This is a genomic window from Pseudomonas bharatica (assembly GCF_048586865.1).
Classification (GTDB): domain Bacteria; phylum Pseudomonadota; class Gammaproteobacteria; order Pseudomonadales; family Pseudomonadaceae; genus Aquipseudomonas; species Aquipseudomonas bharatica.
This window is the reverse complement of sequence record NZ_JBMAWR010000020.1, coordinates 92,406-117,418: the sequence shown is the minus strand read 5'-3', so window position 1 is coordinate 117,418 and position 25,013 is coordinate 92,406. Positions and strand designations below refer to the sequence as shown.

The window sequence follows — 25,013 nt, the reverse complement described above, 5'->3', positions numbered from 1 at the left end:
CCCCCCCCCCCCCCCCCCCCCCCCCCCCCCCCCCCCCCCCCCCCCCCCCCCCCCCCCCCCCCACAACGGATTGATGTTGCCCTGACAATTTGGGCAATTCCTCAGAACTTGATGAAGTGCTTGCGGTAGTGCTGCAGCTCCGCAATCGACTCGCGAATATCATCCAGCGCCAGGTGGGTGCTGCCCTTCTTGAAGCCGTCCTTCACTTCCGGCGCCCAGCGGCCAGCCAGTTCCTTCAGGGTCGAGACATCCAGGTTGCGGTAGTGGAAGTAGTTTTCCAGCGCGCGCATATGGCGATACAGGAAGCGCCGGTCCTGGCAGATGCTGTTGCCGCAGATCGGCGATTTGCCCTTCGGCACCCATTGTTCGAGGAAGGCGATGGTCCGGGCCTCGGCCTCGGCCATGTCGATCGTGCTTTCGCGCACGCGCTGGGTCAGGCCGGAAGCGCCGTGGGTCCGGGTATTCCAGTCGTCCATGCGGGCCAGGACTTCGTCGCTGTGGTGGATGGCAATCACCGGGCCTTCGGCCAGGGTGTTGAGATCGCTGTCGGTGACAATGGTCGCCATCTCGATGATGACGTCATGATCCGGGTCAAGACCGGTCATTTCCAGGTCGATCCAGATCAGGTTCTGTGGGTTTTGCATAAGTCGGGCTCCTCGGTAGCTGCGCAGTTTAGCCTAGTGGAGCGTGCTAAACTCGACGCCGTTTCAACATCCCCGCTTTAAATCGACGAGACCTTCATGGCCAAACGCCAGCTCAACCGTCGCCAGAATTGGCGCATCGAAAAAATCCAGGAAGAACGTGCCGCCCGCGCGGCCAAACGTGAGGAGCGCGCCCTGGAGGTGCTCGAAGGCGGGGATCTGGGGCCTGAACAGACGGGGCTGGTGATCGCCCACTTCGGTGTGCAGGTGGAGGTCGAGGCCGCCGACGGCGCGGAGGCCGGCCAGGTCTTTCGCTGCCATCTGCGCGCCAACCTGCCAGCGCTGGTGACCGGCGACCGCGTGGTCTGGCGCGCCGGCAACCAGGGTATCGGGGTGATCGTCGCGCAACTGCCGCGCAGCACCGAGCTGTGCCGCCCCGATAGCCGCGGCCAGCTCAAGCCGGTGGCGGCCAACGTCGATCTGATCGTTATCGTCTTCGCTCCGGCGCCGGAACCCCACGCCAACCTGATCGACCGCTACCTGGTCGCCGCCGAGCATGCCGGCATCCGGCCCCTGTTGCTGCTCAACAAGGCCGACCTGATCGATGAGCAGAATGCGCCGGCGCTCAACGCTCTGCTGGCCGTGTATCGCCAGTTGGGCTATCCGCTGCTGGAGGTTTCGGCCCATCACGGCAACGGCATGCAGCAGTTGCAGGCGATGCTCGATGGCCATATCAGCGTGTTCGTCGGCCAGTCAGGGGTCGGCAAGTCGTCCCTGGTCAACAGCTTGCTGCCGGACGTGCAGACCCGCGTGGGCGCGCTCTCGGAGTGGTCGGGCCAGGGCCAGCACACCACCACCACCGCGCGCCTGTACCACTTCCCCGGCGGTGGCGAGTTGATCGACTCCCCCGGCATCCGTGAATTCGGCCTGGTGCACGTCAGCCGTGACGATGTCGAAGCAGGCTTCATCGAGTTCGCCGACCTGCTTGGCACCTGCCGCTTCCGCGACTGCAAGCACGACCGCGAACCCGGCTGCGCCCTGCTCAAGGCCCTGGAAGACGGGCGCATCCAGCAGCAGCGAATGAACAGTTACCGCTCGATCATCGCCAGCCTGCCCCAGGACACGTACTGATCGAACAAACGGCTTGTAGGCTTGATCCGTAGGACCGTTCATACGGAAACGTAGGACGGTTCTTTGTTTCAAGCCGTCTATTGCCGGGCTGAATGAATTCACTGATCGTCGCCGCTTTCACCAGAAAGGACGCCTCGTGATGCCTGTATTCATCAGCTACCGCCACCCGGATCGCCTCGACGCGTTCGTGATCAACGAACGGCTCAAGCTCGAAGGCATCAACACCTGCCTTGAATTGTTCGACCCACAGGCCCGGCAGACCACCGATGACATCTGCACCCTGTTCAACACCAACATCAATGCCTGCACCCATATGATCACGGTCCTCGGCCAGGGCGGTACGGATGAGTGGTGGATCCCGTTCAGCCTCGGCAGCGCCACCCAGTTGAACCGGCGGCTGGCCTTCTACCAATGCGAAGGCAGCCTGCCCGGCTACCTGGAACGCTGGCCGATCCTGACGCGGCGCGAGCATATCGACCTATTCGTCAGCGCCTACCACGACGAGCAGACGTTCCGCCGGGCCATCAGCAAGGATGCGGCCGAGGCCAATCGCAACAATGCCGAGTTTTTCCATACCGACCTCAAGGCCCGCCTGCGCCGCGGTTTCTAAGGCAAACCGTGGCCGCTGCAAGAACTGGGCAACGATGGTGTATGGCACGCGGAACCTGTGGAGCCGGCGTTGCCGGCGATGAGGCCGGCACAGGCGATGACGTTGCCTGGACGGACCAATCGCTGGCAAGCCAGCTCCCACAAGGTCAGTGTCCAACACAAAATCTGCGGCTGGCTCGGAACCTGTGGGAGCTGGCTTGCCAGCGATGAGGCCATCAGCCACTGCACCATGGAAAAGCCCGCCGGGATCGCTCCGGGCGGGCTTTTCTTTACGGCGCGCTTACTGCTGCTTGCCGGGCTCATCCATCTTCAAGGTACCGTCCTCGAAAATGTTCAGCTTCTGCCGCAATTCCTGTGGCTGCATCGGTTCCGGTTCAGCTGGCGCAGCAGCGCCCGGCGCCGCCGGCGTACCGTCCGGATTGGTCGCGGGGGCCTGCTGGCCGTCGGGCGCCGACTGCTCGCCCTCGATGGCGCGCTGGGCCTTCTTGGTCAGCACGACAATATCGATACGGCGGTTCACCGGGTTCAGCGGATGCTCGCGGTCGAACAGCGAGGACGAGGCATACCCCACCACCCGCGCCACCTGGCCGTCCGGGTAACCACCGGCGACCAGTGCGCGGCGGGCGGCATTGGCGCGGTTGGCCGAGAGTTCCCAGTTGCCGAACTCGCCGCTGCCGGAATAGGGCTTGGCATCGGTGTGGCCGCTGACACTGATCTTGTTCGGCACCGTCTTGATGGTGTCGGCCATGGCCAGCAGGATGTCCTCGAAATACGGTTTCAGCCGCGCACTGCCCAGGTCGAACATCGGCCGGTTCTCGGCATCGACGATCTGGATGCGCAAGCCGTCCTGGGTAATCTCGAAGAGAATCTGGTCCTTGAACTTCTGCAGCTCCGGGCTTTGCTCGACCTTGTTCTGCAGCTCCTGCAGGACCAGTTCGAGACGCTCGCGCTCCACCTGCTCGGCGAGGGTCTCGGCCTGTTCGGGGCTGACGATGCTGCTTTCAGGCGTCGTCTCGGCCTTTTGTTCCGGGTTGATGGTCTTTTCCGGGGCCAGCTCGGGCGAGCCGCCCAGGTCGATGATGTACGGCGTACCGCTCTCGGAGAACCCGATCGGATCCTTGAAGTAGCCGGCGATGGCTATCTTCTGTTCCGGCGTGGCCGTGGACAGCAGCCAGAGCACCAGGAAGAACGCCATCATCGCCGTGGCGAAGTCGGCGAAGGCGATCTTCCACGCACCGCCGTGATGGCCGCCGCCGAAGCGCTTGACGCGCTTGATGATAATCGGCTGATTATTTTCCATGGATCAACGACCGCGGACCGCTTGTTCCAGCTCGACGAAGCTCGGGCGGTGCTTCGGATAGAGCACCTTGCGTCCGAACTCCACCGCCAGCGAAGGCGGCATGCCCGAGGCCGAAGCCACCAGGGAAGCCTTGATCGCTTCGTAGGTGTTCAACTCTTCCTTGGCATCGTGGGCCAGGGAGTTGGCCAGCGGGCCGAAGAAGCCGTAGGCCGCGAGAATACCGAAGAAGGTACCGACCAGCGCCGCACCTACGTGCAGGCCGATGGATTTCTGGTCGCCGTCACCAAGGGACGCCATGGTCACCACGATACCCAGTACCGCCGCCACGATACCGAAGCCGGGCATGCCGTCGGCGATGCCGGTCACGGCATGGGACGGGTGCTCCAGTTCTTCCTTCAGGCTCAGCAGTTCCATGTCGAACAGGCCTTCCAGCTCATGGGGTGCCATGTTGCCGGTGGACATGATGCGCAGGTAATCGCAGATGAACGCGGTCATGCGTTCGTCCTTCAGCACCGCCGGGTACTTGGCGAAGATCGGGCTGGCCGCGGCGTCCTCGATGTCGCCCTCGATCGCCATCATGCCTTCGCGACGGCTCTTGTTGAGGATCTCGTAGACCAGGCCGAGCACTTCTATATAGAAGGCGTGGGAAAAGCGGCTGCTGAACATGCTCAGCGACTTTTTCACCACGTGCATGGTCATATAGCCAGGGTTGGCCTGCAGGAACGCACCGAAGGCAGCACCGCCGATGATCAGCACCTCGAAGGGCTGGATCAGGGCTGCGATCTTGCCGTGGGAGAGCACATATCCGCCTAGCACGCTCGCGAATACGACAATGATGCCGATAATTTTAGCCATAGATAGAAAGCACTTACTGTCGGGGTCTTGGGTGAGGACGGAAGTTAGTAAATCTCTTCTTCTACTTATCGGCAGTTCTGCGCCAGACTATAGCCAGTCAAGGCGAAAAGCCAGCTTGGCCCACTTCCAGCATGCTTAGTGAAACCATCGTGCCAACTACGAATCCGAAGACCCTCGACGCCTGGATCAAACTACTGGACGGTACCCATCTACCGGTCCCTTTCCACAGCCATGACCGGGTGAAGAACGCCGTAGCGGACAGCCGCCGTTCGCTGCGCGATATTGCCGAAGTCATGCAGGATAGCCCGGCCCTGGTCCTTGGGGTGATGCGCGAAGCCAACCGGCACACCCACGCCACCATCGCCGAGCCGGCGGAGAACCTCGAGGTGGCCCTCAACCGCCTGGGCCTGGCCCGGGTCGATGCGTTGATGCAGCGCCTGACCGTCGCTCCCGTCGAGGAGATTCCCCTGGCCCTGCGCCAATTGCAGATGATCAGCCAGCACGCCAGCCAGCAGGCCAGCGGCCTGTTCGCCAGCCGTCTGGCGCGGCTCTGGCAGGACATCCACTGGGGCAGCCTGCTGTTTCTCTCGCCATTGTGGCCACTGGCCCTGACCCACCCGCAGTTGCTGGAAGAATGGGAGGTGCGCGTGGTCCATCGCGGCGAGTCGGCGCCAAAAGTCGAACGCGAGCTGTTCGGCGTGCGCCTGCTCGGCCTGTGCCAGGCACTCGCCGAATTCTGGCGCCTGCCCACCTGGGTCACCCAGGGCTATCGCCTGTTGCAGCAAGAGCGCCGCTCGCTGGCCAGGGTCATGCACATCGCCCGGGATCATAAAAGCCCGCTGCGCCAGCAACAGAAACTGGACGCCGACCCGGAGCTGCGCCGCTGGCTGAACCATCCGGCCAATACGGTGATGCTGGCCAACGGCGTGGCACTGGCAGCCCAGCACGCCTGGACCGGCGTACATATCCAGCGCTGGCAGCAGTTGATCAGCCTGTACCTGCAAGCACCCGTGGAGGATGTCCAGGCGCAGAACCACCAGCAGGCCGCCGCCAGCGCGCGCAAGCACGCCCTGGAAGGGGTGTTCCATCCCGCGCAGATGCTGCTTTGGCCGGCCAATGTCCGCTACATACCCCGTGGCATGCAGCAGGCAGCGACCCCGGACACCAAGGCCCTCGGCGACTGGCGCAAATACTGCGCCGAGCTTTTGACCGAACCGAGCCCGTTTTCCAACGCCATGCACCTGACCGGCTACGCCCGCGAAGCCCTGCAGGCCTGCGGGATGAAACGGGTGCTGCTGTTGATGAGCGACAAGACGCAAAGCTACCTGCGCGTCCATCAACTGGCCGGGCTGCCACAACAGGCGGCCAACCTGACCGTGGCGGTGGAACAGAGCAAATTGCTGCAACGCTTGCTGACCCGCTCGGCACAGTTGCGCCTGACGCCGCAGAACCATGCGCAATTCTCCGCGCTGCTTCCGGGCAGCCTGCGCGCGCTGTTCCGCGGCGAACACCTGTTGCTGCGTTCGCTGTCGAACAACGGCAGGGTCATCATGGTGCTGATAGCCGACCAGGGCGGCGGCCCGTTCTCGGAAGTCAGCGTCGAGGCCTTCGCCAAAACCGCGCAATGCCTGGAGCGCGCCCTCGCCACCTTCAGCAACCGCAGCGCCTGACCCTGCGCTACAATCGCCACCCTCTGTTCCGCTCTGGAGTTCCTGGATGACTGACTTTTCCGGCTTGCCCCTGGTGATCGAACCGGCAGACCTGCAGCCGCGCCTCGCTTCGCCGGAGTTGATCCTGGTCGACCTGACCAGCGCCAACCGCTACGGCAGCGGCCATCTTCCCGGTGCCCGTTTCGTCGATCCCAAGCGCACGCAATTGGGTCAGCCACCGGCACCCGGCCTGGCTCCGGCCAAGGCCGAGCTGGAAAAGCTCTTTGCCGAACTGGGCCATCGCGCCGACGCTACCTACGTGGTCTACGACGATGAAGGCGGCGGCTGGGCCGGGCGCTTCATCTGGCTGCTGGATGTGATCGGCCACAAGCGCTACCACTACCTCAATGGTGGCGTGCAGGCCTGGCCGGCCAATCTGCTCAGCACCGATGTTCCGGCCGCCGGCACCGCGCCCGTCAGCCTGGAACTGCACGACGAGCCCACCGCCACCCGCGAATACCTGCAAAGCCGCCTGGGCGCCGCCGACCTGGCGATCTGGGACGCACGCAGCCCCGGCGAATACCGCGGCGAAAAAGTCCTCGCCGCCAAGGGCGGGCACATCCCCGGCGCGGTCAACTTCGAGTGGACCGCCGGCATGGACCTGAACGACGCCCTGCGCATCCGCAAGGACATGCCGCAGATCCTCGAACAGCTGGGTATCAGCAAGGACAAGGAAGTGGTCACCCACTGCCAGACTCACCACCGCTCGGGCTTCACCTACCTGGTGGCCAAGCACCTGGGCTACCCGAGGGTCAAGGCCTATGCCGGATCCTGGGGCGAATGGGGCAATCACCCGGACACGCCCGTCGAAGTTTAAGGAATCCCAATGAAATCCCGTTTGTTCATCATCAGCCAGTACCTGCTGCCCCACCACCTGCTCTCGCGCCTGGCCGGCTGCGTCGCCGAGTGCCGCGTGCGCTGGTTCAAGAACGCCTTCACCGCCTGGTTCGCCAAGCGCTACCAGGTGGACATGTCCCAGGCCCTGGTGGAAGACCTCACCGCCTACGAGCACTTCAATGACTTCTTCACCCGCGCCCTGAAGCCAGGCGCGCGCCCGCTGGACCAAACCCCGGGGGCGATCCTCTGCCCGGCCGACGGCGCCATCAGCCAACTGGGCCCGATCGAACACGGCCGCATCTTCCAGGCCAAGGGCCACAGCTACAGCGCCCAGGAACTGCTCGGCGGCGACCCGGCCAATGCCGCGCCGTTCATGGGTGGCGAGTTCGCCACCGTGTACCTGTCGCCGAAGGACTATCACCGCGTGCACATGCCGCTGGCCGGCACCCTGCGCGAGATGATCTACGTACCCGGCCGCCTGTTCTCGGTGAACCAGACCACGGCGGAAAACGTCCCGGAACTGTTCGCCCGCAACGAGCGCGTGGTCTGCCTGTTCGATACCGAGCGCGGCCCGATGGCCGTGGTATTGGTGGGTGCGATGATCGTCGCCTCGATCGAGACGGTCTGGGCCGGCCTGGTCACCCCGCCGAAGCGCGAACTGAAGACCTTCCGCTACGACGAGGCCTCGCGTGCCCCGATCCACCTGGAGAAAGGTGCCGAACTGGGCCGCTTCAAACTGGGTTCGACCGCCATCGTGCTGTTCGGCCCCGATCAGGTGAAGTGGGCCGAGGGCCTTGGCGCCGGCTCGCCGGTGAGCATGGGCCAGGGCCTGGCCCTGCCGCTGGCTTCGCAAGCCTGAGACGCGTAACGCAAACCGCCCCCGATCAAGGGGGCGGTTGCTTTTAGAAGCTCCAGAAAACCAAACGAACGGCAAAGACCGTTCGCGCGGTCAGGCGCCTTCGCGGTCGCGCATGCCCAGCAGGTAGAGCACGCCGTCGAGGCCAAGGGTGGAGATCGCCTGCCTGGCCGACTGGCGCACCAGCGGCTTGGCCCGGAACGCAACGCCCAGGCCGGCGATCGCCAGCATCGGCAGGTCGTTGGCGCCGTCGCCGACGGCGATGGTCTGTTCCATCTGCAGGCCTTCCTTGCGCGCCAGCTCGACCAGCAGATCGGCCTTGCGCTGGGCATCGACGATCGGCTCGATGGCAACGCCAGTGACCTTGCCGTCGACCACTTCCAGCTCGTTGGCGAACACGTAGTCGATGCCCAGCTTGGCCTGCAGTTGCTTGGCGAAATAGGTGAAGCCGCCGGAGAGGATGGCGGTCTTGTAGCCGAGGCGCTTGAGTTCGGCAAACAGGGTTTCGGCACCCTCGGTCAGGCGCAGCGAGGCGCCGATGTCGTCGAGGACCTTGACGTCCAGGCCCTTGAGCAACGCCAGGCGCTCCTTGAAGCTGGCGCGGAAGTCCAGTTCGCCGCGCATGGCGCGCTCGGTGATCTCCGAGACCTGCTCGCCTACGCCGGCCGCCTTGGCCAGCTCGTCGATCACCTCGGCCTCGATCAGCGTCGAGTCCATGTCGAACACCGCCAGGCGGCGGTTGCGGCGGAACAGCGAATCCTGCTGGAAGGCGATATCGACGTTGAGTTCCTGGGCCACGCTGAGGAACTCGGCACGCAGCGCCTGCGGATCGGCCGGCTCGCCACGCACGGAAAACTCGATGCAGCCCTTGCCCTGCTCCGCTGGCGTATCCAGCGCCACCCGGCCGGACAGGCGATCGATATGGTCGATGTTCAGGCCGTACCTGGCGGTGATCGAGCTGACACGCTGCAACTGCTCGGCGGTGACCTTGCGGGTCAGCAGGGTCACGATGTGCCGAGGCTTGCCCTGGTTGGCCACCCAATTGCGGTAGTCGTCCTCCGACACCGGGGTGAAGCGCACCTGCTGGTTCAGCTCGTAACCGGTGAACAGCAGGTCCTTGAGCACCGAGGAAGCCTGCCCGGTGCCGGGAATCTCGACGAGAATGCCGAACGACAGGGTGTCGTGGATCACCGCCTGGCCAATATCGAGGATGTTCACACCGCCACGGGCCAGAACGCCGGTAATGGCTGCGGTCAGGCCCGGACGGTCCTCACCGGTGATGTTGATCAAGACGATTTCGCGCAAGACGGGCTCCAGGACATGCAAAAATGCGCATTCTACCGCCTTTTGCGGACCATCGGGCGCAGTCGATGCTTTGCCGTCTCAAGGCCGCTCGCTATACTGCGCAGCAATTTCTCCGTCATAAAGAGCCGCGCTCAGTGAACCGGCCCACGCCCGTCAAAACCGACAATTTCTTCCTGCTGATCTTCCGTGCCTTGCGTCAGCGTCGCGTGCCACTGGCATTGCGCATCGCCTGCCACAACATTTTCCTGGTTGCCCTGGCGCTGGTGATCTACGCCTGCGTGATGGGTTTGCAGTTCAAGGAAGCCATGCACGAGCAGGCCGATGCCCTGGGGCAGAGCCTGACCACCCAGACCGCGACCTCGGCCACCGAGCTGCTGGTGTCCAACGACATCCTCAGCCTCAACGTGCTGCTCGGCAACCTGGTGAAGAACCCGCTGGTGGCCCACGCCGCCATCTACAGCGTGGACAACCGCATCCTCGCCGAAGCCGGCCAGCGGCCGAAGAACAGCCTGCTGGGCGAGGCCGAAGGCCTGTACCAGACCAAGATCACATTCCAGGACGTCACTGCCGGGCAGTTGCGCATCAGCCTGGACATGAGCCAGTTCCAGCAGCCGATGACCATCAGCATGCAGAGCATGGGCATCCTTGCCGGTATCCTGCTGGCCCTGGCATTGACCATGAGCCTGCGCCTGGGTCGCTTCATCTCCACGCCTCTGCTGCAACTGCGGGTATGGCTGCGGGACCTGGACGAATACACGCCGGCCACCGAGCGCCAGGACGAAATCGGCGACCTTGCCCGCCAGTTGCATTCACGTTTCGCCCCGCCGCCGAAGCCGGTCGAGCCGGAGCCTGAAATCGAGGACGATTTCGAAGAGGAAGCCGAGCCGTTCGAGGTACGCGACCTGCGTGATCCGGACTTCGACGAAGCGCCCGCCGTGGCGCGCACGCCCAAGCGCGTGGTGGAAGCCGAAGAAGACGAGGACGACGACGCCTTTGCCGACCTGCGTGACGATGTCGCCCCGTCTGCCGGCCCGCTCGCCAGCAAGCCCGCCGCCGCGCGCGAACCCGGCAAGAGCGCCGTGCTCGCCGTGCAGCTGGGCTCGCAGGAGCAACTCCGCCGCCTGCCCCGCGCACGCCTGACCGAGCTGCTGGAGCGCTACCGCGACTGCCTGGACCAGGCCGCCTCGCTGTACGAAGGCGAGGTGCAGACCCTCAACGATGGCAGCACCCTGCTGCTGTTCCACAGCCAGGACAGCGGCGACGACTACCTGACCAATGCCATCTGCTGCGGCGAGCTGTTGCGGGCCCTCGGCCATGCCTTGCAGGTGGAGGTGGCCGACAGCGGCATCACCCTGCAACTGCAACTGGGCCTCGCCCTGGGCGAAGACCTGCATGGCCTGAGCCAGATCGACCTGCTGCTGACCGAAAAGGCCCAGGATGCCCTGGCCCTTTCGCAGCACAGCCGCAACCTGCTGCTGGTGGAACGCAGGATCAGCGATGACGCGCTGATTCGCCAGCGTGCGCGGATTCGTCCGATTGCCAGTCCCGAGGGCGCCTGCTGCGTAGAGCGCTTGATGGAGCCTTATCCATCGATGCTGGAACGGCAACTGGCGCGCATGCATGAGCGCCAGGTGAAGAACTGATAGCTGCAATGCGGCCAGTGCGGGATCAAATCCCCGTACTGGCCTGTTGCAGCCCCGACTCCGGCACGCTCACCGCGGTTTCCGACCGCGGCGTACCTTCGGGCACCCAGTCGTAGTTCACCGGCAAGGCGCGGTACACCCAGTTGCTGATGGCCTCGCTGCCCGGTGCCTTGCCCAGGTAAGGGCTGACGTATTCCCAGACGATTTCGCCGCTGGCAGTGACCTGGAAGAAGCGCCCGTTCATGCCCTCGTCGATCAGCGTGTTGCCGTTGGGCAAACGCCGGGCGCTGCTGATGAACGAGCTGTAGAAGGCCCAGCCCGGCTGCCGGGAATTGGCGGCGCTGTATTGCCAGACGATTTCATTCTTGATCGGGTCGATCTCCAGCACCCGGGAACCGGCGATCAGCCCCAGGGGCACCGAGGGGTACCCGGCGCTGCCCTGGTTGTCGAACACCAGCAGGTGGCCGGCCCCTGGCAAGCCGGCGGGAATGATGTGGGCGTCATGCTGGCCGACGAACTGGTCCACTGGGCGCGGCACCTTGGCTGCGGTCCTGGGGTTGATCGGCGCCAGGTTCGGCCCAAGGCGCCAGACCACCTTGCCGCTGTGCTTGTCGAGGATGGCGATGAAATTGGCGTTGCGCGAATCGATCAGCAGGTTGTCCGGGGCGAAGCGTTTGTCACCGCCATCGAACCAGCGGTTGGGCCCCACTACGCTGAGGTTGTTGATGTGCAGGTAGTCCGGGTTATCCGTGCCGTACACCAGCTTCAATTGCGCCGGGGTAAAGCCGAACTCCCCAAGGTGCTCGGAGGCCAGCCACTGCCATTTGACCTGGCCGTCGGGGCTCACTTCATAGATTGCATCATCGATCACCTGGGGCACCTTGAACCCCGCCACCTTGTGCACCTTGTTGGCCAGTACCAGGGTGTTGCCGTTGCTCAGGCGACGCTGGTCGTGGTGCTGCTGGGCAGCGCCACCCGGGGCCTGGTCGCCCCACTGCCAGAGCACCTTGCCGTTCCAGTCCAGCTCGCCGACGCTCTGGTTGCCCAGGCCGTTGCCGGCCGAGCCCAGGGGCCCGGGCTCCTTGTCCTTGAGTTGCAGCAGCACCCGGCCGCGCTCGCCGCCCACCAGTTGCGGATCGATGATCGCCGAGGGGAAACCGGCTTGCGGCCACTGCTTCACCTCGTTGCCGTTCATGTCGATCAGGTGGGTCTTTTTATCGGCGCCGCTGAAGATCACGTACTGGTTATAGGCCTTGGCCGGATCGTAGCGGGTCACGCCGGTGGGATAGACGCTGGGAGCGGCCTGCACCGCCGAAGCCAGCAAGGTGGCGGTGATCAGCAAGGGCAAAGCGGATTTGACGCGCATGACGAGTACTCCTGTTCAGGTCGAAAGGCGCCGGCAGACCCGGCGCGAGGGGCGTGAAGCCGGGTTTCAGAAGTCGTAGCGGCCCGTTACGCCAAGCGTGCGCGGGGTGCCCGGCAGGCCTTCGTAACCGCCGTTGCCGGCGGTCCAGAGGGTGGTGTAGTAGGTCTTGTCGAAGGCGTTCTTCAGCCACAGCGAGACATCCCACTGGCCCTGTTCGTAGTTGCCGCGCAGGCCGGTGGAAAGGTTGACCACGGCATAGCTGGGGATCTGCCCGTAGGCGGAATCTTCCACGGTACCCACGGCCTTGGAACGGAAGGCGTAGCTGGCGGTGACGTACTCTTCCAGGCCGTTGCCCAGGTTCCATTTGTATTCGCCGTTGGCGTTGCCGATCCATTTCGAGGCGCCGACCACCTGGTGGCCGCTGAGGTCGCAGGAGGCCGGTGCCCCCGGACGCAGGCTGACTTCCGGCGGGCACGGCGCATCCTTGTAGGACAGGTAGCGCACGTCGTTATACGAGCCGTTGATGTTCAGGGTCAGGCCACGGATCGGCACCAGGGTGCTTTCCACTTCCACTCCGCGCGAGCGCACCGAACCGGCGTTGGTCAGGTACTGCACGCGGTTGGCGTTGTCGTAGGCATTGGTCTGGTAGCCGTTGACCTGGGTCCAGAACAGGTTGGCGTTGAGTTGCAGGCGACGATCCCAGAGGGTGCTCTTGAACCCCAGCTCGGCGTTGTTGGCGCGCTCGGTGCCGATCAGCAGCGAGTCGGCGCCGGCGGTCGGCGCCGAGCCCACGACCAGGTTGACCCCGCCGGACTTCTCGCCGTGGGACAGGGTGGCGTAGCCCAGCAGGTCATCGGTGAAGCGGTAGCTGAGGTTGAGCAGGCCCGAAGGGCTGGTGCTGTACTGGTTGAGGTCGCCGGAATCATAGGCCCCGGCGCGACCGCGACGGGCGTTGGCGGCGGCACCGGCCACCGCCGCCCCCCCCAGCGGCGCGTTGCGGCTGACCCAGGCGCTTTTTTCCTCGTAGGTGCCGCGCAGCCCGGCGGTGAAATCCAGGCGCTCGGTCAGGTGCCAGGTGCCCTGGCCGAACAGGGCGAAGCTGTTGGTCTGGATATGCCCGTTGCCGATGCTGGTGACGTTGCTCAGGGCACCGGCCGGGGTGCCGTTCCAGATATCCGCCTGGGGCCCGTAATAGGCGAAGGACTTGTTGTCCAGGTCGGAGCCGAAGTAGTAGGCCCCGAGCACGTAGTCGAAGGCGCCGCCAGTGGGCGAAGCCAGGCGGAATTCCTGCGACCACTGCTTGTCTTCCACCGAAACCCCGGCGTTGTAGGTAGCCGGCACATTGAGGCCGTCGTCGTTGCGCGGGGTGAAGTTCCACCAGCGGTAGGAACTGACCGAGGTCAGGGTGAAATCGCTGGGCAGGGTCCAGTTGGCCTCCAGGGACGTGCCGCCCTGGAACACCGTGACATGCTGGTCGTTGTCCAGGTTGACCTTGCGGTGCGAGCCGTTGACCAGTGTCGCACCGGCCGCCGCCGCGCGGGACTCGTAGACGTTGGTGCCGTTGATGGTCGGCCCGGTGCTGTACAGCACCCGGGTGCCGGCACTGGAGTCCTCTTCGTTGTAGTCACCGATCCAGCGCAGGTTGAAGCTTTCATTGGGCTTGTACAGCAGTTGCCCGCGAAAGCCCTGGCGCGATCCGCCATTCAGGTCGTGGCCGTCGAACTCGTTCTTGATGTCGCCGTCACTGCGGGTGCGGTAGACGGAAATACGCCCGGCCAGCTCATCACTCAGCGGCCCGGAAAGAGTGCCCTTGGTCTGGAAGTAGCCATCCTCGCCGAGGGAGGCCTCGATGCTGCGTTCCGGGGTAAAGCTCGGCGCGCGGGTGCTGATATTGATCACTCCGGCGGTGGTGTTCTTGCCGAACAGGGTGCCCTGGGGGCCGCGCAGCACTTCCAGTTGCTCGATGTCCATCAGGTCGAACACCGCCATGCCCGGCCGCCCCAGGTAGACGTTGTCGAGGTACAGCCCGACGCTGCCTTCCAGGCCATCGCTGGCCGGGTTGTTGCCCAGGCCGCGGATCGACACGCTGGACTGGCGCGCATGCATGTAGGCGACGTTGACGCTGGGCACCAACTGCTGCAGATCCTGAATGCGATACACCCGCTGGCTTTCCAGTGCCTGGCCGCCCACCACGCTCATGGGCGTAGGCACGTTCTGCGAGCTTTCCTCGCGGCGCCGCGCGGTCACGGTCACGGTCTGCAACTGGCCATCGTCGGCCTTGGCCTTGCTGGCGCTGCTCTTGACCGGCGCGTTATCCGGCGTCTGGGCGTCTTCGGCCCAGGTCGGCGTCCAGCTTGCGCTGCCGGCCAACAACAGCGCCAGGGGCAGGCGTTTGAGCCGCCGGGGCGAGAGAGGTGAAGCGAGTGACAACGGGCTCATGAGCGGCTCCTGGCGGGAAAATATACGGCCTCGCATATTCCCTAAAGTTATTTATTTATGTTTTTACAAATATTTACTGCATAAGAGATTGCCTTTATAAGGAGTCGACCTAATGCATAGCCAATGCATTTCCCCGATATTTTTTTTGTGAAAAATGCATATCGACCTTCGCCAGCTCCGACACTTCATCGCCATCGCCGAACAGCGCAGCTTTGTTGCGGCTGCAGCGGCGGTAAACCTTTCGCAATCGGCCTTCAGCCGCAGCATCCAGGCCCTGGAACACAGCGTCGGTTGCCAGTTGGTGGATCGCGGACGCAAGGACCTGGCGCCGACCAAGCAGGGCCAGTTGCTGCTGGAGCACGCGCGCCGGCTGGTCAGCGGCGCCCAGCAGATGGCCAACGAGATCAGCCAGTTCAATGGCCTGGAGGCGGGGGAATTGCGTTTCGGCTGCGGCCCGGCGCCGGCCTCGGGATTGATCCCCCGGGCCATCGGCAGCTTTATCGGGCGCTACCCCAAGGCCCGGGTGCAGTTCCAGGTGGATGACTGGCAAAGCCTGAGCAAGCGCCTGCTCAGTGAAGAGTTCGAGTTCTTCGTTGCCGACACCCGCCACTTCGAGGCCGACCCAGACTACCTGACCCAGCGCCTGCGCCCGCGCAAATGGCATTTCTGCTGCCGCGCCGGGCATCCGCTGGCCCAGCGCGACAGCGTCAGCGCCAGCGAACTGATGAGCTACCCGCTGGCGGTGACCATCCGCCCGCCGAACCTGCGCAAAGTCATCGTCGACCTGAGCGGCAAGCCGGACTTCACGCCCAATGTGGAGTGCGAGAACAGCTACAGCTTGCTGGGAGTGGTACTGCGCTCGGACGCCATCGGCATCGCCGGTTCCTACAGCGACGCGTTGCACAACGCCAAGGGCGAACTGGTGTGCCTGAAGGTCGATGGCCTGGCCGACGACCTGGAAGAGCTCTACACCCGCTACGGCATCGTCAGCCGCGCCGGCTACCGGCTGTCGCCCCTGGCAGCGGCAATGATCGACGAGATCAAGCGCACCGACGAGCAGGACGAGGAAGTACGCAGCCTGGACAACCTCGCGGTCTGAGCCGGCCTGCCAGCGCCGGCAGGCGCCGTGGAGCCACGGCCACGCATTGCATGAAACGCATCATGGCTATTCGGCAAATGCGCTTGCCGGAAGCCCCCGCCGAAGGCGAAAAACCTCGCCTGTCTTTCCTTCGGTGAATCTCATGTCCAATAGCCTTCCACCCGTGCGCAACGTGCTCTACATCATGTGCGACCAACTGCGTCGGGATTACCTCTCGTGCTACGGCCACCCGCACCTGCACACCCCGAACATCGATCGCCTGGCCGCAGCCGGGGTGCGCTTCAGCCGCGCCTATACCCAGGGCACCATCTGCGGCCCGTCGCGCATGTCGGCCTACACCGGGCGTTACGTCAGCAGCCATCAGGTGGCCTGGAACGCCGTGCCCCTGCCCCTGGAAGAACTGACCCTGGGCGATTACCTGCGGCCCCACCGCATCCGCACCGCGCTGGTGGGCAAGACCCACGCCACACCCAACCTCGACGCCCTGCAACGCCTGGCCATCGATCCCGACAGCGCCCAGGCCGAGGCGCTCAACGAGGTCGGCTTCGAACCCTACCTGCGTCACGACGGCATCTACCCCGACGACCCGATCTTCGACGACAAGCGCGATGCCGCGCCCTACACCCATTACCTGCGCAGCCTCGGCTACGACGGGGTCAACCCCTGGCACGACTGGGCCAACGCCGGGGCCGGCGAGCAGGGGCAGATCCTCAGCGGCTGGAAGATGCGCAACGCCCACCTGCCGGCCCGGGTCGCCGAAGAACACTCGGAAACCGTCTACACCACCGACCGCGCCATCGCCTTCATCAACGAGCAGGGCGAGCAACCCTGGTGCCTGCACCTGTCCTACATCAAGCCGCACTGGCCCTACATCGCGCCAGCGCCCTACCACGCCCTGTATGGCCCCGACCAGGTCATCCCGGCGGTGCGCGCCGCACCCGGGCAGCTTAGCGACCACCCGGTCTACCACGCCTTCCGCCAGCATGAAGAGAGCCTGAATTTTTCCCGGGATGAAGTGCGCCTGAACGTAGTGCCGACCTACATGGGCCTGATCAAGCAAGTGGACGATCAACTGGGCCGGCTGCTGGATTTACTGCAGAGCAACGGCCGTTGGGACGACACCCTGATCGTCTTCACCAGCGACCACGGCGACTTCCTCGGCGACCACTACCTGGGAGAGAAGGAGTTCCTGCTGGAGCCGGCGGTGGGCGTGCCACTGATCGTCCGCGACCCGCGGGCGGCAGCGGACAACAGCCGTGGCAGCGTGGACGAGCGCTTGGTGGAAACCATCGACGCCCTGCCGACGTTCCTCGATGCCCTGGGCCTGCCGGGCGCCGACCACCGTCTGGAGGGCCGCTCGCTGATCCCGCTGCTGCACGGCGCGACACCGGACTGGCGCCGCTACGCCATCAGCGAATACGACTATGCCTTCCAGGCCCCGGCCCGGGAGCGCCTGGGCCAGCCCATCGACCGTTGCCGCATGACCATGGTGCGCAGCGAGCGCTGGAAGTACCTGGCCTATGACGGCTTGCGCCCACAGCTGTTCGACCTGCACAACGATCCCCATGAGCTGAATGACCTGGGAGCCGATCCGGCCTATGCCGCCGTGCGTGAAGAGCACCTGGGGTATCTGCTGGAGTGGCTGCGCGGCCTGAAGCGCCGCACCACCATCAGCCATGAAGAGATCGACCTGCGCGGCCAGCGTTTCCGCTACGGCGAACCGGAAAGCGAAAAGCTGGTGCAGATCGGCGTGTGGTAAGCCAACCCACCCTGTGGGAGCGGGTTCACCCGCGATTGCGGTGGTGAATCCACCATAGCAATCGCGGCGGTTCGGCGTTCCGATGAACCCGCTCCCACAAGGTCCTCGCAGGGGCTTCCGGGTCAAAGGCCCTTGATGGTCTGGCTGCGCTGGCCATGGACACCCACCGGGACGTCGCCCTTGAGGGTCACGCGGCGCACGATACGGTCCTGGGTGCCATAGTCGTCGACGGCGTAGTGCTGGGTCGAGCGGTTGTCCCAGATCGCCACGTCACCGGCGCTCCAGCGCCAGCGCACAGTGTTTTCCAAGCGGGTCACATGGCTTTGCAGCAGGTTGAACAGGTGCGCCGAATCGGCCTGGGAATAGCCCTTGATGCGCTTGACGAAATGCCCCAGCACCAGGCTCTTTTCACCACTCTCCGGGTGCACCCGGACGATCGGGTGCTCGGTCTCGTACACCGTGGAAGTGAAGACCTTGCGGTAGCGCTCCAGCTTCTGCGCCGAAACGTCGGGCTTGGCCCCGGCGTAGTCGTACTCGTTGCTGTGCACCGCCCAGAGTCGATCCGCCAGCTCGCGCAGTTCTGCCGGGAGTTCGTTGTACGCCGTGGCGGTGTTGGCCCACACGGTGTCGCCACCGGAGGCCGGGGCCACCACCGAACGCAGGATCGAGGCTTTCGGGTAGGCATCGACGAAGGTCACGTCGGTGTGCCAGGAGTTGGCCCGCTGACCTTCGGCACCGTCCAGCTCCAGCAGGTAGCGGGTGCCGTCACGCACCGGCACGGTGGGGTGGGCCACCGGCTCGCCCAGCAGTTGCGAGAAGGCTTCCTGGCTCTGGTCGTCGAGATGACCCTGGCCACGGAAGAAGATCACCTTGTATTGCACCAGCGCCTGCTGGATGGCGTCCACGGTGGCGGCGTCCAGTTCGCCGGACAGTTGCACGCCACGGATCTCGGCGCCGATGCGACCGGCCACCGGGTGGATATCAAGGGCATGGACAGCGGGTTCAACGGCTAGGACGGCATTGCTCATCAGATACACCCTCATCGACTGCTTACGGTTGGAACCGCCGCGAAACAACGCTCTATCCATATTCACTTTGCGTCTAATGGAAAGTTCGATGCTTCGCCTGCGGAATAAGAGGTTTCCATTTAAGGCTTCAGCCCTGACTCGCCGCAAATACCTTCGGACTATTTTTCAGATGCCAGGAAAGCATGTCGAGACAGGCGTTCGGCCGGTGCTCAAAGACCGGCAGCCGCCAACTGCGGCGCCACCCAGGCATCGACCTTGAACGGCTTGCGGATCAAGCGCTCCTTGGCTGCCAGGTCCACCGAGTCCTGCAATTTGCCGAGGAACACCGGGTCGAGGGTCGAGGGGAAGATCTCGCTCAGGCGCTGGTCCTTGAGGTCTTCCTGCAGGATCACCGGCGGGTAGCTGGCCAGGCCCGACACCAGCTGGATATAGGCTTCCTTGTTGCTGTCCTGGGTCAGCCACGCTACGGCCTGCTGCTGGGCCTTGAGCAGTTTCGCCACGGCTTCGGGGTGCTCGTCGACAAACTTGCCGGCGCCCACCAGCACGCTCTGCACACTGCCGGCACCGCCCAGGTCCTTGGTGCTCAGGGGCAGTTCGGCCAGCCCCTTGCTGCGCAGGGCCGAAAGTCCGGTGCTGCCCCAGGAGGCGTCGATCTGCCTGGCCGCCAGGGCCGCGATCGCCGCGTTGAAGTCGAGGTTGACCACTTTCAGGTCCTTCTCGCTGAGGCCGCGGCTGGCCAGGGCCGCGTCGAACGACAGTTGCGTAGCGGTACCACGGAACACCGCCACGCGCTTGCCCTTGAGGTCTTCCAGGGTCTTGATCCCGGAGCCCGGCACCACGCCCAGGTAATGCTTGATTCCACGGGCCGAGGCGCTGAGCAAGCGCGTATCCAGGCCATTGGACTTGCCAATGATGGCCGCCAGGTCGCCGAGATAGGCCAGGTCCACCTGGCCGTTGGCGAAGGCCTCGTTGATCACCGGGCCTGCGCCCTTGAAGAAATTCCACTGGATCTTGATGCCCTGGTCGGCGAAGGCCTTTTCGTAGATCTGTTGTTGGCGCAGCACATCCACCACCCCGCCACCGCTGTGCTGGGTCCCGGCGCTTAGGTCGGGCACGGCGATGCGGATTTCCTTGAGTTCGGCAGCCTGGGCCAGCAGCGGCAGGCAACCCAGGAGCCCAGCCAGGGCCGGTGCGGCGAACAGGCTGATTACGCGTTTGAAGGGAAGGTTCATGGGTGCGGCTCCTGAAGACCAAGGCTGTGAGGAGCAGAAGGTAGGCACGAAATCGACAAAGATTTAAATACTATAAGCTCACATTTTAATAACCATATTGAATAAGCCAGCTATCACGGACGCCTCCGGGGATATGCAGGAGACACATGAAAAATATTCTTCAAATGCATTGGATGCGTGTCGGTAAAGAAGCCTTAAATGGCTTTTCTTATCTCTTAATAGTATCGATAAGAACTTTACTAGAAGCATAACGAATAAAGCGTAGGCGCCGCCCTGCCGGCCAAAAGGCCCGCAAGCCCAGCGCCTACGCCCTCGTTCCATGCCATGCAGAACCCGACGACGGAGGTCATCCATGGCCCGTGTTTCCCTGCTCAGCCTGCCCTTGACGGCACCGCCCGACGGACGCCCGGGCTGGCCCGCCATCCATCAGCGCCTGCTGCCCTGGCTGCTGCCCCTGAGCCTGTTCGTTTTGTGGTGGCTGGCCAGCCGCAACCTGTGGATGAGCGAGCAGATCCTGCCGGCCCCGGCGCTGGTCTGGAGCAGCGCCCTGGAGCTGGGCCGGGGCGAGCTGTGGGGCCATTTGGCGATCAGCCTGCAGCGCCTGGCCTGGGGCGTCCTGGCCGGCATTGCCGCCGGCGCCCTGCTGGGTGGGGCGCTGGGCTTCAGCCGGCGCCTGGAGCGGCTGGTTTACCCCACCTTCGCCGCCCTGGCGCAGATTCCGACCCTGGCCTGGATTCCGCTGTTCATGGTGTTTTTCGGCATCGACGAAATGCTCAAGCTGGTCGTGCTGGTCAAAGCCGTGGTGGTTCCCGTGACCGTGCACACCCTGGTGGGCGTGCGCGACGCCCAGCCCAGGCTGCGGGAAGCTGCCGCAGTGCTGCGCCTGCCTCCCGCGCTGCTGATCCGGCGCCTGGTGTTGCCCGCCGCGCTGCCGGCGTTCATGGCCGGCGTGCGCCTGGCCCTGGCCACCGGCTGGACCTCGCTGCTGGCGGTGGAACTGCTCGCCTCCAGCGAAGGCATCGGCTACCTGATGGTCTGGGCGCGCCAGCTGTTCATGCTGGACATCGTGTTTGTGTGCATCCTGGTGATCGGCGTACTCGGCGTGGGCATGGACCGCGGTATCGGCTGGCTCGACCGCACACTGGTGCACTGGCCGCACCCGGCCACCGCCGCCCTGGGCCGTGGTCCGCGCTATCAGGGCTGGCAGCGCCTGCAACCCTGGCTGCTACCCCTGGCCTTGCTGGCCCTGTGGCAGCTGGCAAGCGCAGGGCAGTGGGTGGACGCCAATATTCTGGTGAGCCCGCTGCTGGTGCTGAGCACTACTGTCGACGGCCTGCGCGACGGCAGCCTGCTTGGGGGCATGGGGCTGAGCCTGGGGCGCGCCCTTGGCGGCCTGGCCCTCGGCGGCGGGCTGGGCCTGGCCCTGGGCTTGCTGCTGGGAATGTCGCGCCTCGCTGAACGGCTGTTGGGACCGACCCTGGCCGCCCTCCGCCAGATCGCCATTTTCGCCTGGGTACCGCTGCTCACCGCCTGGTTCGGCCTGGGGGAACTGGCCAAGTGGGTGTTCGTCGCCCTGGCCGCGTTCTTCCCGCTGTTCATCGCCACCCAGCGCAGCGTCGCCCAGCTCTCGCCACAACTGGCCGAAGCCGCCCAGGTATTGCGCCTGAACCTCTGGCAACGGCTGCGCCGGCTGGTGTTGCCCGGTGCGGCGCCGGGCATCTTCGCCGGTCTGCGCATCAGCCTGATCTACGCCTGGATGGGCACCATCGGCGCGGAATACTTCATGCCCTCCAATGGCGGCATCGGCAGTCAGATGATCAGCGCCCAGCAACTGCTGCGCATGGACCTGATCATGGCCGGCATGCTCTTGGTGGGCTTGACCGGGGCCCTGCTCAATCGCCTGGGCCTACAACTCGAAACCCGCGCCACCCGCTGGAGACACGCATGAACGCACCCCTGGTCAGTTTCAATCACGTGGGCAAGACCTTCGCCGTCGCCGGTGGCGAGGTGGAGGCGATCCGCGAATTCAACCTGGATATCGCCGAGGGCGAGTTCGTCGCCATTGTCGGTTCCAGCGGCTGCGGCAAGTCCACCCTGCTGCGCCTGCTGATCGGCCTGGACACCGAGTTCCGCGGCGAAATCCGGGTCGATGGCCAGCGGGTCAGCGGCATCGGCAGTGAACGCGGCATCGTGTTCCAGGAGCATCGCCTGTTCCCCTGGCTGACCGTGGCCGAGAACATCGGCCTGGGCCTGGTCAACGAGCCATTGAGCGCCGCCGAACGCCAGCGGCGGATCGGCGATTTCATCGAGCTGGTGGGGCTCAAGGACTTTGCCCGGGCCTATCCCCATCAGCTTTCCGGCGGCATGGCGCAGCGGGTGGCGATTGCCCGCGGGCTGGTGGCCAGCCCGCGCATCCTGCTGCTGGACGAGCCCTTCGGCGCCCTCGACGCCCTGACCCGCCAGCAGATGCAGGACGAACTGCTGGCAATTCGCGAGCGGGCCAGAATCACCACGGTGCTGGTGACCCACGATGTCGAGGAAGCGATTTTCCTGGCCGATCGGGTGGTGGTGATGGAGCCGCGCCCGGGCCGGATCAAGCGCGTGGTTCAGGTGACACTGCCGCACCCGCGCCAGCGCAGCGGTTTCGACTTTCACCAACTGCGCGAAGAACTGCTCCACGAACTGACCAGCGACGATCACTACCAGGCCCCGCCGCCGGTGCAGATCCGCGACCTGCCCTTGACCTTCATTGCCTGCTGAACAGGAGTGCCGCGATGCCGCAACGCCCCAACTTTCTGGTGATCCTGGCCGACGACCTGGGTTTCTCCGACCTCGGCGCCTTCGGTGGCGAGATCGCCACGCCGAACCTCGATGCCCTTGCCTTCAATGGCCTGCGCCTGACCGATTTCCACACCGCCCCGACCTGCTCGCCGACCCGCTCCATGCTGCTCACCGGCACCGACCACCACATCGCAGGGATCGGCACCATGGCCGAAGCCCTGACCCCGGAACTGATCGGCAAGCCGGGCTATGAGGGCTACCTCAACGACCGCGTGGTGGCCCTGCCGGAGCTGCTGCGCGAAGCCGGCTACCAGACCCTGATGAGCGGCAAATGGCACCTGGGCCTGACCGCCGAGCGCGCGCCCCATGCCCGGGGTTTCGAGCGTTCGTTCTCGCTGCTGCCAGGGGCGGCCAACCACTATGGTTTCGAGCCGACCTACGACGAACACACGCCCGGGCTGCTGAAATCGACGCCGGCGCTGTACATCGAGGACGACCGTTTCATCGATGAACTGCCGGCGGACTTCTATTCCTCCGATGCGTTCGGCGACAAGCTCCTGCAGTACCTGAAAGAGCGCGACCAGAGCCGGCCGTTCTTCGCCTACCTGCCGTTCTCGGCACCGCACTGGCCGCTGCAGGCACCCGAGGAGATCGTCGCCAAATACCGCGGCCGCTATGACGCCGGCCCCGAGGTGCTGCGCCGCGAGCGCCTGGAAAAGCTCAAGGCCCTGGGCCTGATCGATAGCGAGGTCGAGCCCCATCCGCTGCTCAACCTCAACATCGAGTGGGATGCTCTCAGCGATGAGCAACGGCAGCTGTCGGCGCGGGCCATGGAGGTGTATGCGGCGATGGTCGAGCGCATGGACTGGAACATCGGCCGGGTGGTGGACTACCTGCGCCAGCAGGGCCAGCTGGACAACACCCTGATCCTGTTCATGTCAGACAACGGCGCCGAGGGCGCGCTGCTGGAAGCCTTCCCCAAGTTCGGCCCGGAGCTTCTGACCTACCTCAACCAGCACTACGACAACCGCCTGGAAAACATCGGCCGGGCCAACTCCTACGTCTGGTACGGCCCGGCCTGGGCCCAGGCGGCCACCGCGCCGTCGCGGCTGTTCAAGGCGTTCACTACCCAGGGCGGGATTCGCGTGCCGGCGTTGCTGCATTACCCGCAACTGCCGCTCAAGGGGCAGATCAGCCATGGCTTCGGCACGGTGATGGACATCACCCCGACCCTGCTCGACCTGGCCGGCGTGCGACACCCGGGCAAGCGCTGGCACGGGCGCGATGTCGCACCGCTGCGGGGCAAGTCCTGGCTGGGCTTTCTCTCGGGCGAAACCGCCCAGGTGCATGATCAGCACACCGTGACGGGCTGGGAGCTGTTCGGCCGCCGGGCGATTCGCCAGGGCCAATGGAAGGCGGTGTACATCCCGGGGCCGGTGGGCCCGGCAACCTGGCAGTTGTACGACCTGGGCCGGGACCCGGGAGAGATTCACGACCTCGCCCGGGAGCAGCCGGACAAGCTGCGCACCCTGCTGCAAGAGTGGCAGCGCTATGTGGATGAAACCGGAGTGATCCTCAGCGAATCGCCGTTCCAGCCAGACTGAGCCGACGAACGCTGATCGCCATGGCTCAGAAGCGGAACACTTCCATATCGGTACGAATCGGCGAAGCCATGGGAATCTTTGGCTTCTCCGGCTCCTTGCGTACCTGAACAGGTGCCGCCGGTTTCTTCGCCGGCGCCTCTTCCGCCAGCGCCGGCTGGTTGGCCAATGGCTTGAGCGCAGAGCTCAGTTGCTCGGCCAGCTTCTGCAGCAACTGGCCCTGGGCCTGGACCTGCGCCGCCGAACTGCCCGCGTGCGGCTGTTCGAGGTGCACGATGCGGTTGTCCCGCACCTGGCCACGACGGTCCAGCAAGCGCCATTGCGCATCGAGGACCGCCGGTTGGTTCGCCCCGGAATCCAGGCGGGTGATCGACAGCAATACCTGTACATCCGGGTTGAAGCCGGTGCTGGCCGGGGCCAGGACCACACGCTGGCTGTCCAGGCGCCAGGCCAGCTGGCGAACCAGCAACTGATCGATATCCGCCGACAGGCTGCCCGCCCAGCGACCGTCCGTCGCCGCAGTCAGGCTGCCGTCGCTCTGACGCTGCAGCAGGGTCTCGCGTTGCAGGTAATCGGCGACCGATACCGGCCCCAGCACCACCGACATGCCGGCCGCCTGCTTAGGCTGGCCTGGCTCGCCGCTGTCGAGCTGATACAGCGCAACCGGCTGGTGCATGCTGCACCCTGCCAGGCCGAGCACGCCGGTCAGCAGAAGAACAAATGGAAGGCGCAGAAAAGTCATCATCCCATCCAGGCGGCCACCACACGGCACCGCAGTGATACTCATGATTTCAGTCGGGCACCCGGCCACGCCGGCGCCAC

General features: G+C 64.9%; 20 protein-coding genes. 11 read left to right on the top strand and 9 right to left on the bottom strand.

Annotation, left to right across the window (positions count from 1 at the left end):
* Positions 1-101 precede the first annotated feature (101 nt).
* Complete coding sequence (orn, locus tag ACKLLE_RS20700; RefSeq protein ID WP_420058930.1) at positions 102-644, bottom strand: oligoribonuclease; 543 nt, start codon at positions 642-644, stop codon at positions 102-104.
* A 96-nt stretch (positions 645-740) separates the two neighbouring features.
* Between orn and rsgA the strand changes: the two genes are divergently transcribed.
* Both rsgA and ACKLLE_RS20690 read left to right on the top strand, forming a co-directional pair.
* Positions 741-1,772 carry a small ribosomal subunit biogenesis GTPase RsgA gene (gene rsgA, locus ACKLLE_RS20695; protein WP_420058929.1) on the top strand — a complete coding sequence of 344 codons (1,032 nt, stop codon included), beginning with the start codon at positions 741-743 and terminating at the stop codon, positions 1,770-1,772.
* 139 nt (positions 1,773-1,911) lie between these two features.
* Positions 1,912-2,382: a molecular chaperone Tir gene (locus tag ACKLLE_RS20690; protein WP_420058928.1), complete on the top strand. Its 471-nt coding sequence runs from the start codon at positions 1,912-1,914 to the stop codon at positions 2,380-2,382.
* A 279-nt stretch (positions 2,383-2,661) separates the two neighbouring features.
* Here the strand turns inward: ACKLLE_RS20690 and motB are convergent, their stop codons facing one another.
* Together motB and motA are read right to left on the bottom strand one after the other, a co-directional pair.
* Positions 2,662-3,681: a flagellar motor protein MotB gene (motB, locus tag ACKLLE_RS20685; protein ID WP_420058927.1), complete on the bottom strand. Its 1,020-nt coding sequence runs from the start codon at positions 3,679-3,681 to the stop codon at positions 2,662-2,664.
* 3 nt (positions 3,682-3,684) lie between these two features.
* Entirely contained in the window at positions 3,685-4,536 is an 852-nt protein-coding gene (motA, locus tag ACKLLE_RS20680) for a flagellar motor stator protein MotA (protein WP_009399537.1), read from the bottom strand.
* A 131-nt stretch (positions 4,537-4,667) separates the two neighbouring features.
* Between motA and ACKLLE_RS20675 the strand changes: the two genes are divergently transcribed.
* Genes ACKLLE_RS20675 through asd form a run of 3 tightly spaced genes read left to right on the top strand, consistent with a single transcriptional unit; the run spans position 4,668 to position 7,941 of the window.
* The gene (locus tag ACKLLE_RS20675; protein ID WP_420058926.1) at positions 4,668-6,206 is read left to right on the top strand and encodes an HDOD domain-containing protein; all 1,539 of its coding nucleotides are present in this window, start codon (positions 4,668-4,670) and stop codon (positions 6,204-6,206) included.
* A gap of 46 nt (positions 6,207-6,252) precedes the next feature.
* Positions 6,253-7,062, top strand: coding sequence for a rhodanese-like domain-containing protein (locus ACKLLE_RS20670; RefSeq protein ID WP_064301509.1), 810 nt, complete (start codon positions 6,253-6,255; stop codon positions 7,060-7,062).
* A gap of 3 nt (positions 7,063-7,065) precedes the next feature.
* Complete coding sequence (gene asd, locus ACKLLE_RS20665) at positions 7,066-7,941, top strand: archaetidylserine decarboxylase (protein WP_420058935.1); 876 nt, start codon at positions 7,066-7,068, stop codon at positions 7,939-7,941.
* Positions 7,942-8,031: 90 nt separating this feature from the next.
* Here the strand turns inward: asd and serB are convergent, their stop codons facing one another.
* Positions 8,032-9,243, bottom strand: a complete 1,212-nt coding sequence (serB, locus tag ACKLLE_RS20660; protein ID WP_064301507.1) for a phosphoserine phosphatase SerB — start codon at positions 9,241-9,243, stop codon at positions 8,032-8,034.
* Between the two features lie 134 nt (positions 9,244-9,377).
* Between serB and ACKLLE_RS20655 the strand changes: the two genes are divergently transcribed.
* Positions 9,378-10,886 (top strand): histidine kinase, encoded by a 1,509-nt coding sequence (locus ACKLLE_RS20655; RefSeq protein WP_420058925.1) that lies wholly within the window; start codon positions 9,378-9,380, stop codon positions 10,884-10,886.
* Between the two features lie 25 nt (positions 10,887-10,911).
* Here ACKLLE_RS20655 and ACKLLE_RS20650 read toward each other — a convergent pair whose 3' ends face one another.
* Together ACKLLE_RS20650 and ACKLLE_RS20645 are read right to left on the bottom strand one after the other, a co-directional pair.
* Positions 10,912-12,252: an aryl-sulfate sulfotransferase gene (locus tag ACKLLE_RS20650; RefSeq protein ID WP_064301505.1), complete on the bottom strand. Its 1,341-nt coding sequence runs from the start codon at positions 12,250-12,252 to the stop codon at positions 10,912-10,914.
* A 66-nt stretch (positions 12,253-12,318) separates the two neighbouring features.
* Entirely contained in the window at positions 12,319-14,691 is a 2,373-nt protein-coding gene (locus ACKLLE_RS20645) for a TonB-dependent receptor (RefSeq protein ID WP_420058924.1), read from the bottom strand.
* A gap of 154 nt (positions 14,692-14,845) precedes the next feature.
* Here ACKLLE_RS20645 and ACKLLE_RS20640 point away from each other — a divergent pair, with 154 nt between their 5' ends.
* Both ACKLLE_RS20640 and ACKLLE_RS20635 read left to right on the top strand, forming a co-directional pair.
* A complete protein-coding gene (locus ACKLLE_RS20640) occupies positions 14,846-15,790 on the top strand; it encodes a LysR family transcriptional regulator (RefSeq protein WP_009399529.1) in 945 nt (314 codons plus the stop codon).
* Between the two features lie 142 nt (positions 15,791-15,932).
* Positions 15,933-17,549 (top strand): alkaline phosphatase family protein, encoded by a 1,617-nt coding sequence (locus ACKLLE_RS20635; RefSeq protein ID WP_420058923.1) that lies wholly within the window; start codon positions 15,933-15,935, stop codon positions 17,547-17,549.
* Between the two features lie 122 nt (positions 17,550-17,671).
* On the opposite strand, the gene ACKLLE_RS20630 is transcribed toward ACKLLE_RS20635, so the two are convergent.
* The gene (locus ACKLLE_RS20630) at positions 17,672-18,577 is read right to left on the bottom strand and encodes a TauD/TfdA dioxygenase family protein (RefSeq protein ID WP_009399527.1); all 906 of its coding nucleotides are present in this window, start codon (positions 18,575-18,577) and stop codon (positions 17,672-17,674) included.
* Positions 18,578-18,786: 209 nt separating this feature from the next.
* A complete protein-coding gene (locus tag ACKLLE_RS20625) occupies positions 18,787-19,809 on the bottom strand; it encodes an ABC transporter substrate-binding protein (RefSeq protein ID WP_279896579.1) in 1,023 nt (340 codons plus the stop codon).
* A 352-nt stretch (positions 19,810-20,161) separates the two neighbouring features.
* Between ACKLLE_RS20625 and ACKLLE_RS20620 the strand changes: the two genes are divergently transcribed.
* The 3 genes from ACKLLE_RS20620 to ACKLLE_RS20610 are packed head-to-tail and all read left to right on the top strand — an operon-like array spanning position 20,162 to position 24,194.
* Positions 20,162-21,757, top strand: a complete 1,596-nt coding sequence (locus tag ACKLLE_RS20620) for an ABC transporter permease (protein ID WP_420058922.1) — start codon at positions 20,162-20,164, stop codon at positions 21,755-21,757.
* Entirely contained in the window at positions 21,754-22,569 is an 816-nt protein-coding gene (locus ACKLLE_RS20615; RefSeq protein WP_279896583.1) for an ABC transporter ATP-binding protein, read from the top strand. The genes ACKLLE_RS20620 and ACKLLE_RS20615 overlap by 4 nt, the downstream gene beginning before the upstream one ends.
* Before the next feature lie 14 nt (positions 22,570-22,583).
* Positions 22,584-24,194: an arylsulfatase gene (locus tag ACKLLE_RS20610; protein WP_420058921.1), complete on the top strand. Its 1,611-nt coding sequence runs from the start codon at positions 22,584-22,586 to the stop codon at positions 24,192-24,194.
* Between the two features lie 25 nt (positions 24,195-24,219).
* Here ACKLLE_RS20610 and ACKLLE_RS20605 read toward each other — a convergent pair whose 3' ends face one another.
* Positions 24,220-24,933 (bottom strand): PqiC family protein, encoded by a 714-nt coding sequence (locus tag ACKLLE_RS20605; RefSeq protein ID WP_420058920.1) that lies wholly within the window; start codon positions 24,931-24,933, stop codon positions 24,220-24,222.
* Positions 24,934-25,013 lie beyond the last annotated feature (80 nt).

Coding starts and splice junctions, on each gene's coding strand:
- orn (WP_420058930.1), bottom strand. CDS start 644: ATGCAAAACCCACAGAACCTGATCTGGATCGACCTGGAAATGACCGGT.
- rsgA (WP_420058929.1), top strand. CDS start 741: ATGGCCAAACGCCAGCTCAACCGTCGCCAGAATTGGCGCATCGAAAAA.
- ACKLLE_RS20690 (WP_420058928.1), top strand. CDS start 1,912: ATGCCTGTATTCATCAGCTACCGCCACCCGGATCGCCTCGACGCGTTC.
- motB (WP_420058927.1), bottom strand. CDS start 3,681: ATGGAAAATAATCAGCCGATTATCATCAAGCGCGTCAAGCGCTTCGGC.
- motA (WP_009399537.1), bottom strand. CDS start 4,536: ATGGCTAAAATTATCGGCATCATTGTCGTATTCGCGAGCGTGCTAGGC.
- ACKLLE_RS20675 (WP_420058926.1), top strand. CDS start 4,668: ATGCTTAGTGAAACCATCGTGCCAACTACGAATCCGAAGACCCTCGAC.
- ACKLLE_RS20670 (WP_064301509.1), top strand. CDS start 6,253: ATGACTGACTTTTCCGGCTTGCCCCTGGTGATCGAACCGGCAGACCTG.
- ACKLLE_RS20650 (WP_064301505.1), bottom strand. CDS start 12,252: ATGCGCGTCAAATCCGCTTTGCCCTTGCTGATCACCGCCACCTTGCTG.
- ACKLLE_RS20645 (WP_420058924.1), bottom strand. CDS start 14,691: ATGAGCCCGTTGTCACTCGCTTCACCTCTCTCGCCCCGGCGGCTCAAA.
- ACKLLE_RS20640 (WP_009399529.1), top strand. CDS start 14,846: ATGCATATCGACCTTCGCCAGCTCCGACACTTCATCGCCATCGCCGAA.
- ACKLLE_RS20635 (WP_420058923.1), top strand. CDS start 15,933: ATGTCCAATAGCCTTCCACCCGTGCGCAACGTGCTCTACATCATGTGC.
- ACKLLE_RS20630 (WP_009399527.1), bottom strand. CDS start 18,577: ATGAGCAATGCCGTCCTAGCCGTTGAACCCGCTGTCCATGCCCTTGAT.
- ACKLLE_RS20625 (WP_279896579.1), bottom strand. CDS start 19,809: ATGAACCTTCCCTTCAAACGCGTAATCAGCCTGTTCGCCGCACCGGCC.
- ACKLLE_RS20620 (WP_420058922.1), top strand. CDS start 20,162: ATGGCCCGTGTTTCCCTGCTCAGCCTGCCCTTGACGGCACCGCCCGAC.
- ACKLLE_RS20615 (WP_279896583.1), top strand. CDS start 21,754: ATGAACGCACCCCTGGTCAGTTTCAATCACGTGGGCAAGACCTTCGCC.
- ACKLLE_RS20610 (WP_420058921.1), top strand. CDS start 22,584: ATGCCGCAACGCCCCAACTTTCTGGTGATCCTGGCCGACGACCTGGGT.
- ACKLLE_RS20605 (WP_420058920.1), bottom strand. CDS start 24,933: ATGACTTTTCTGCGCCTTCCATTTGTTCTTCTGCTGACCGGCGTGCTC.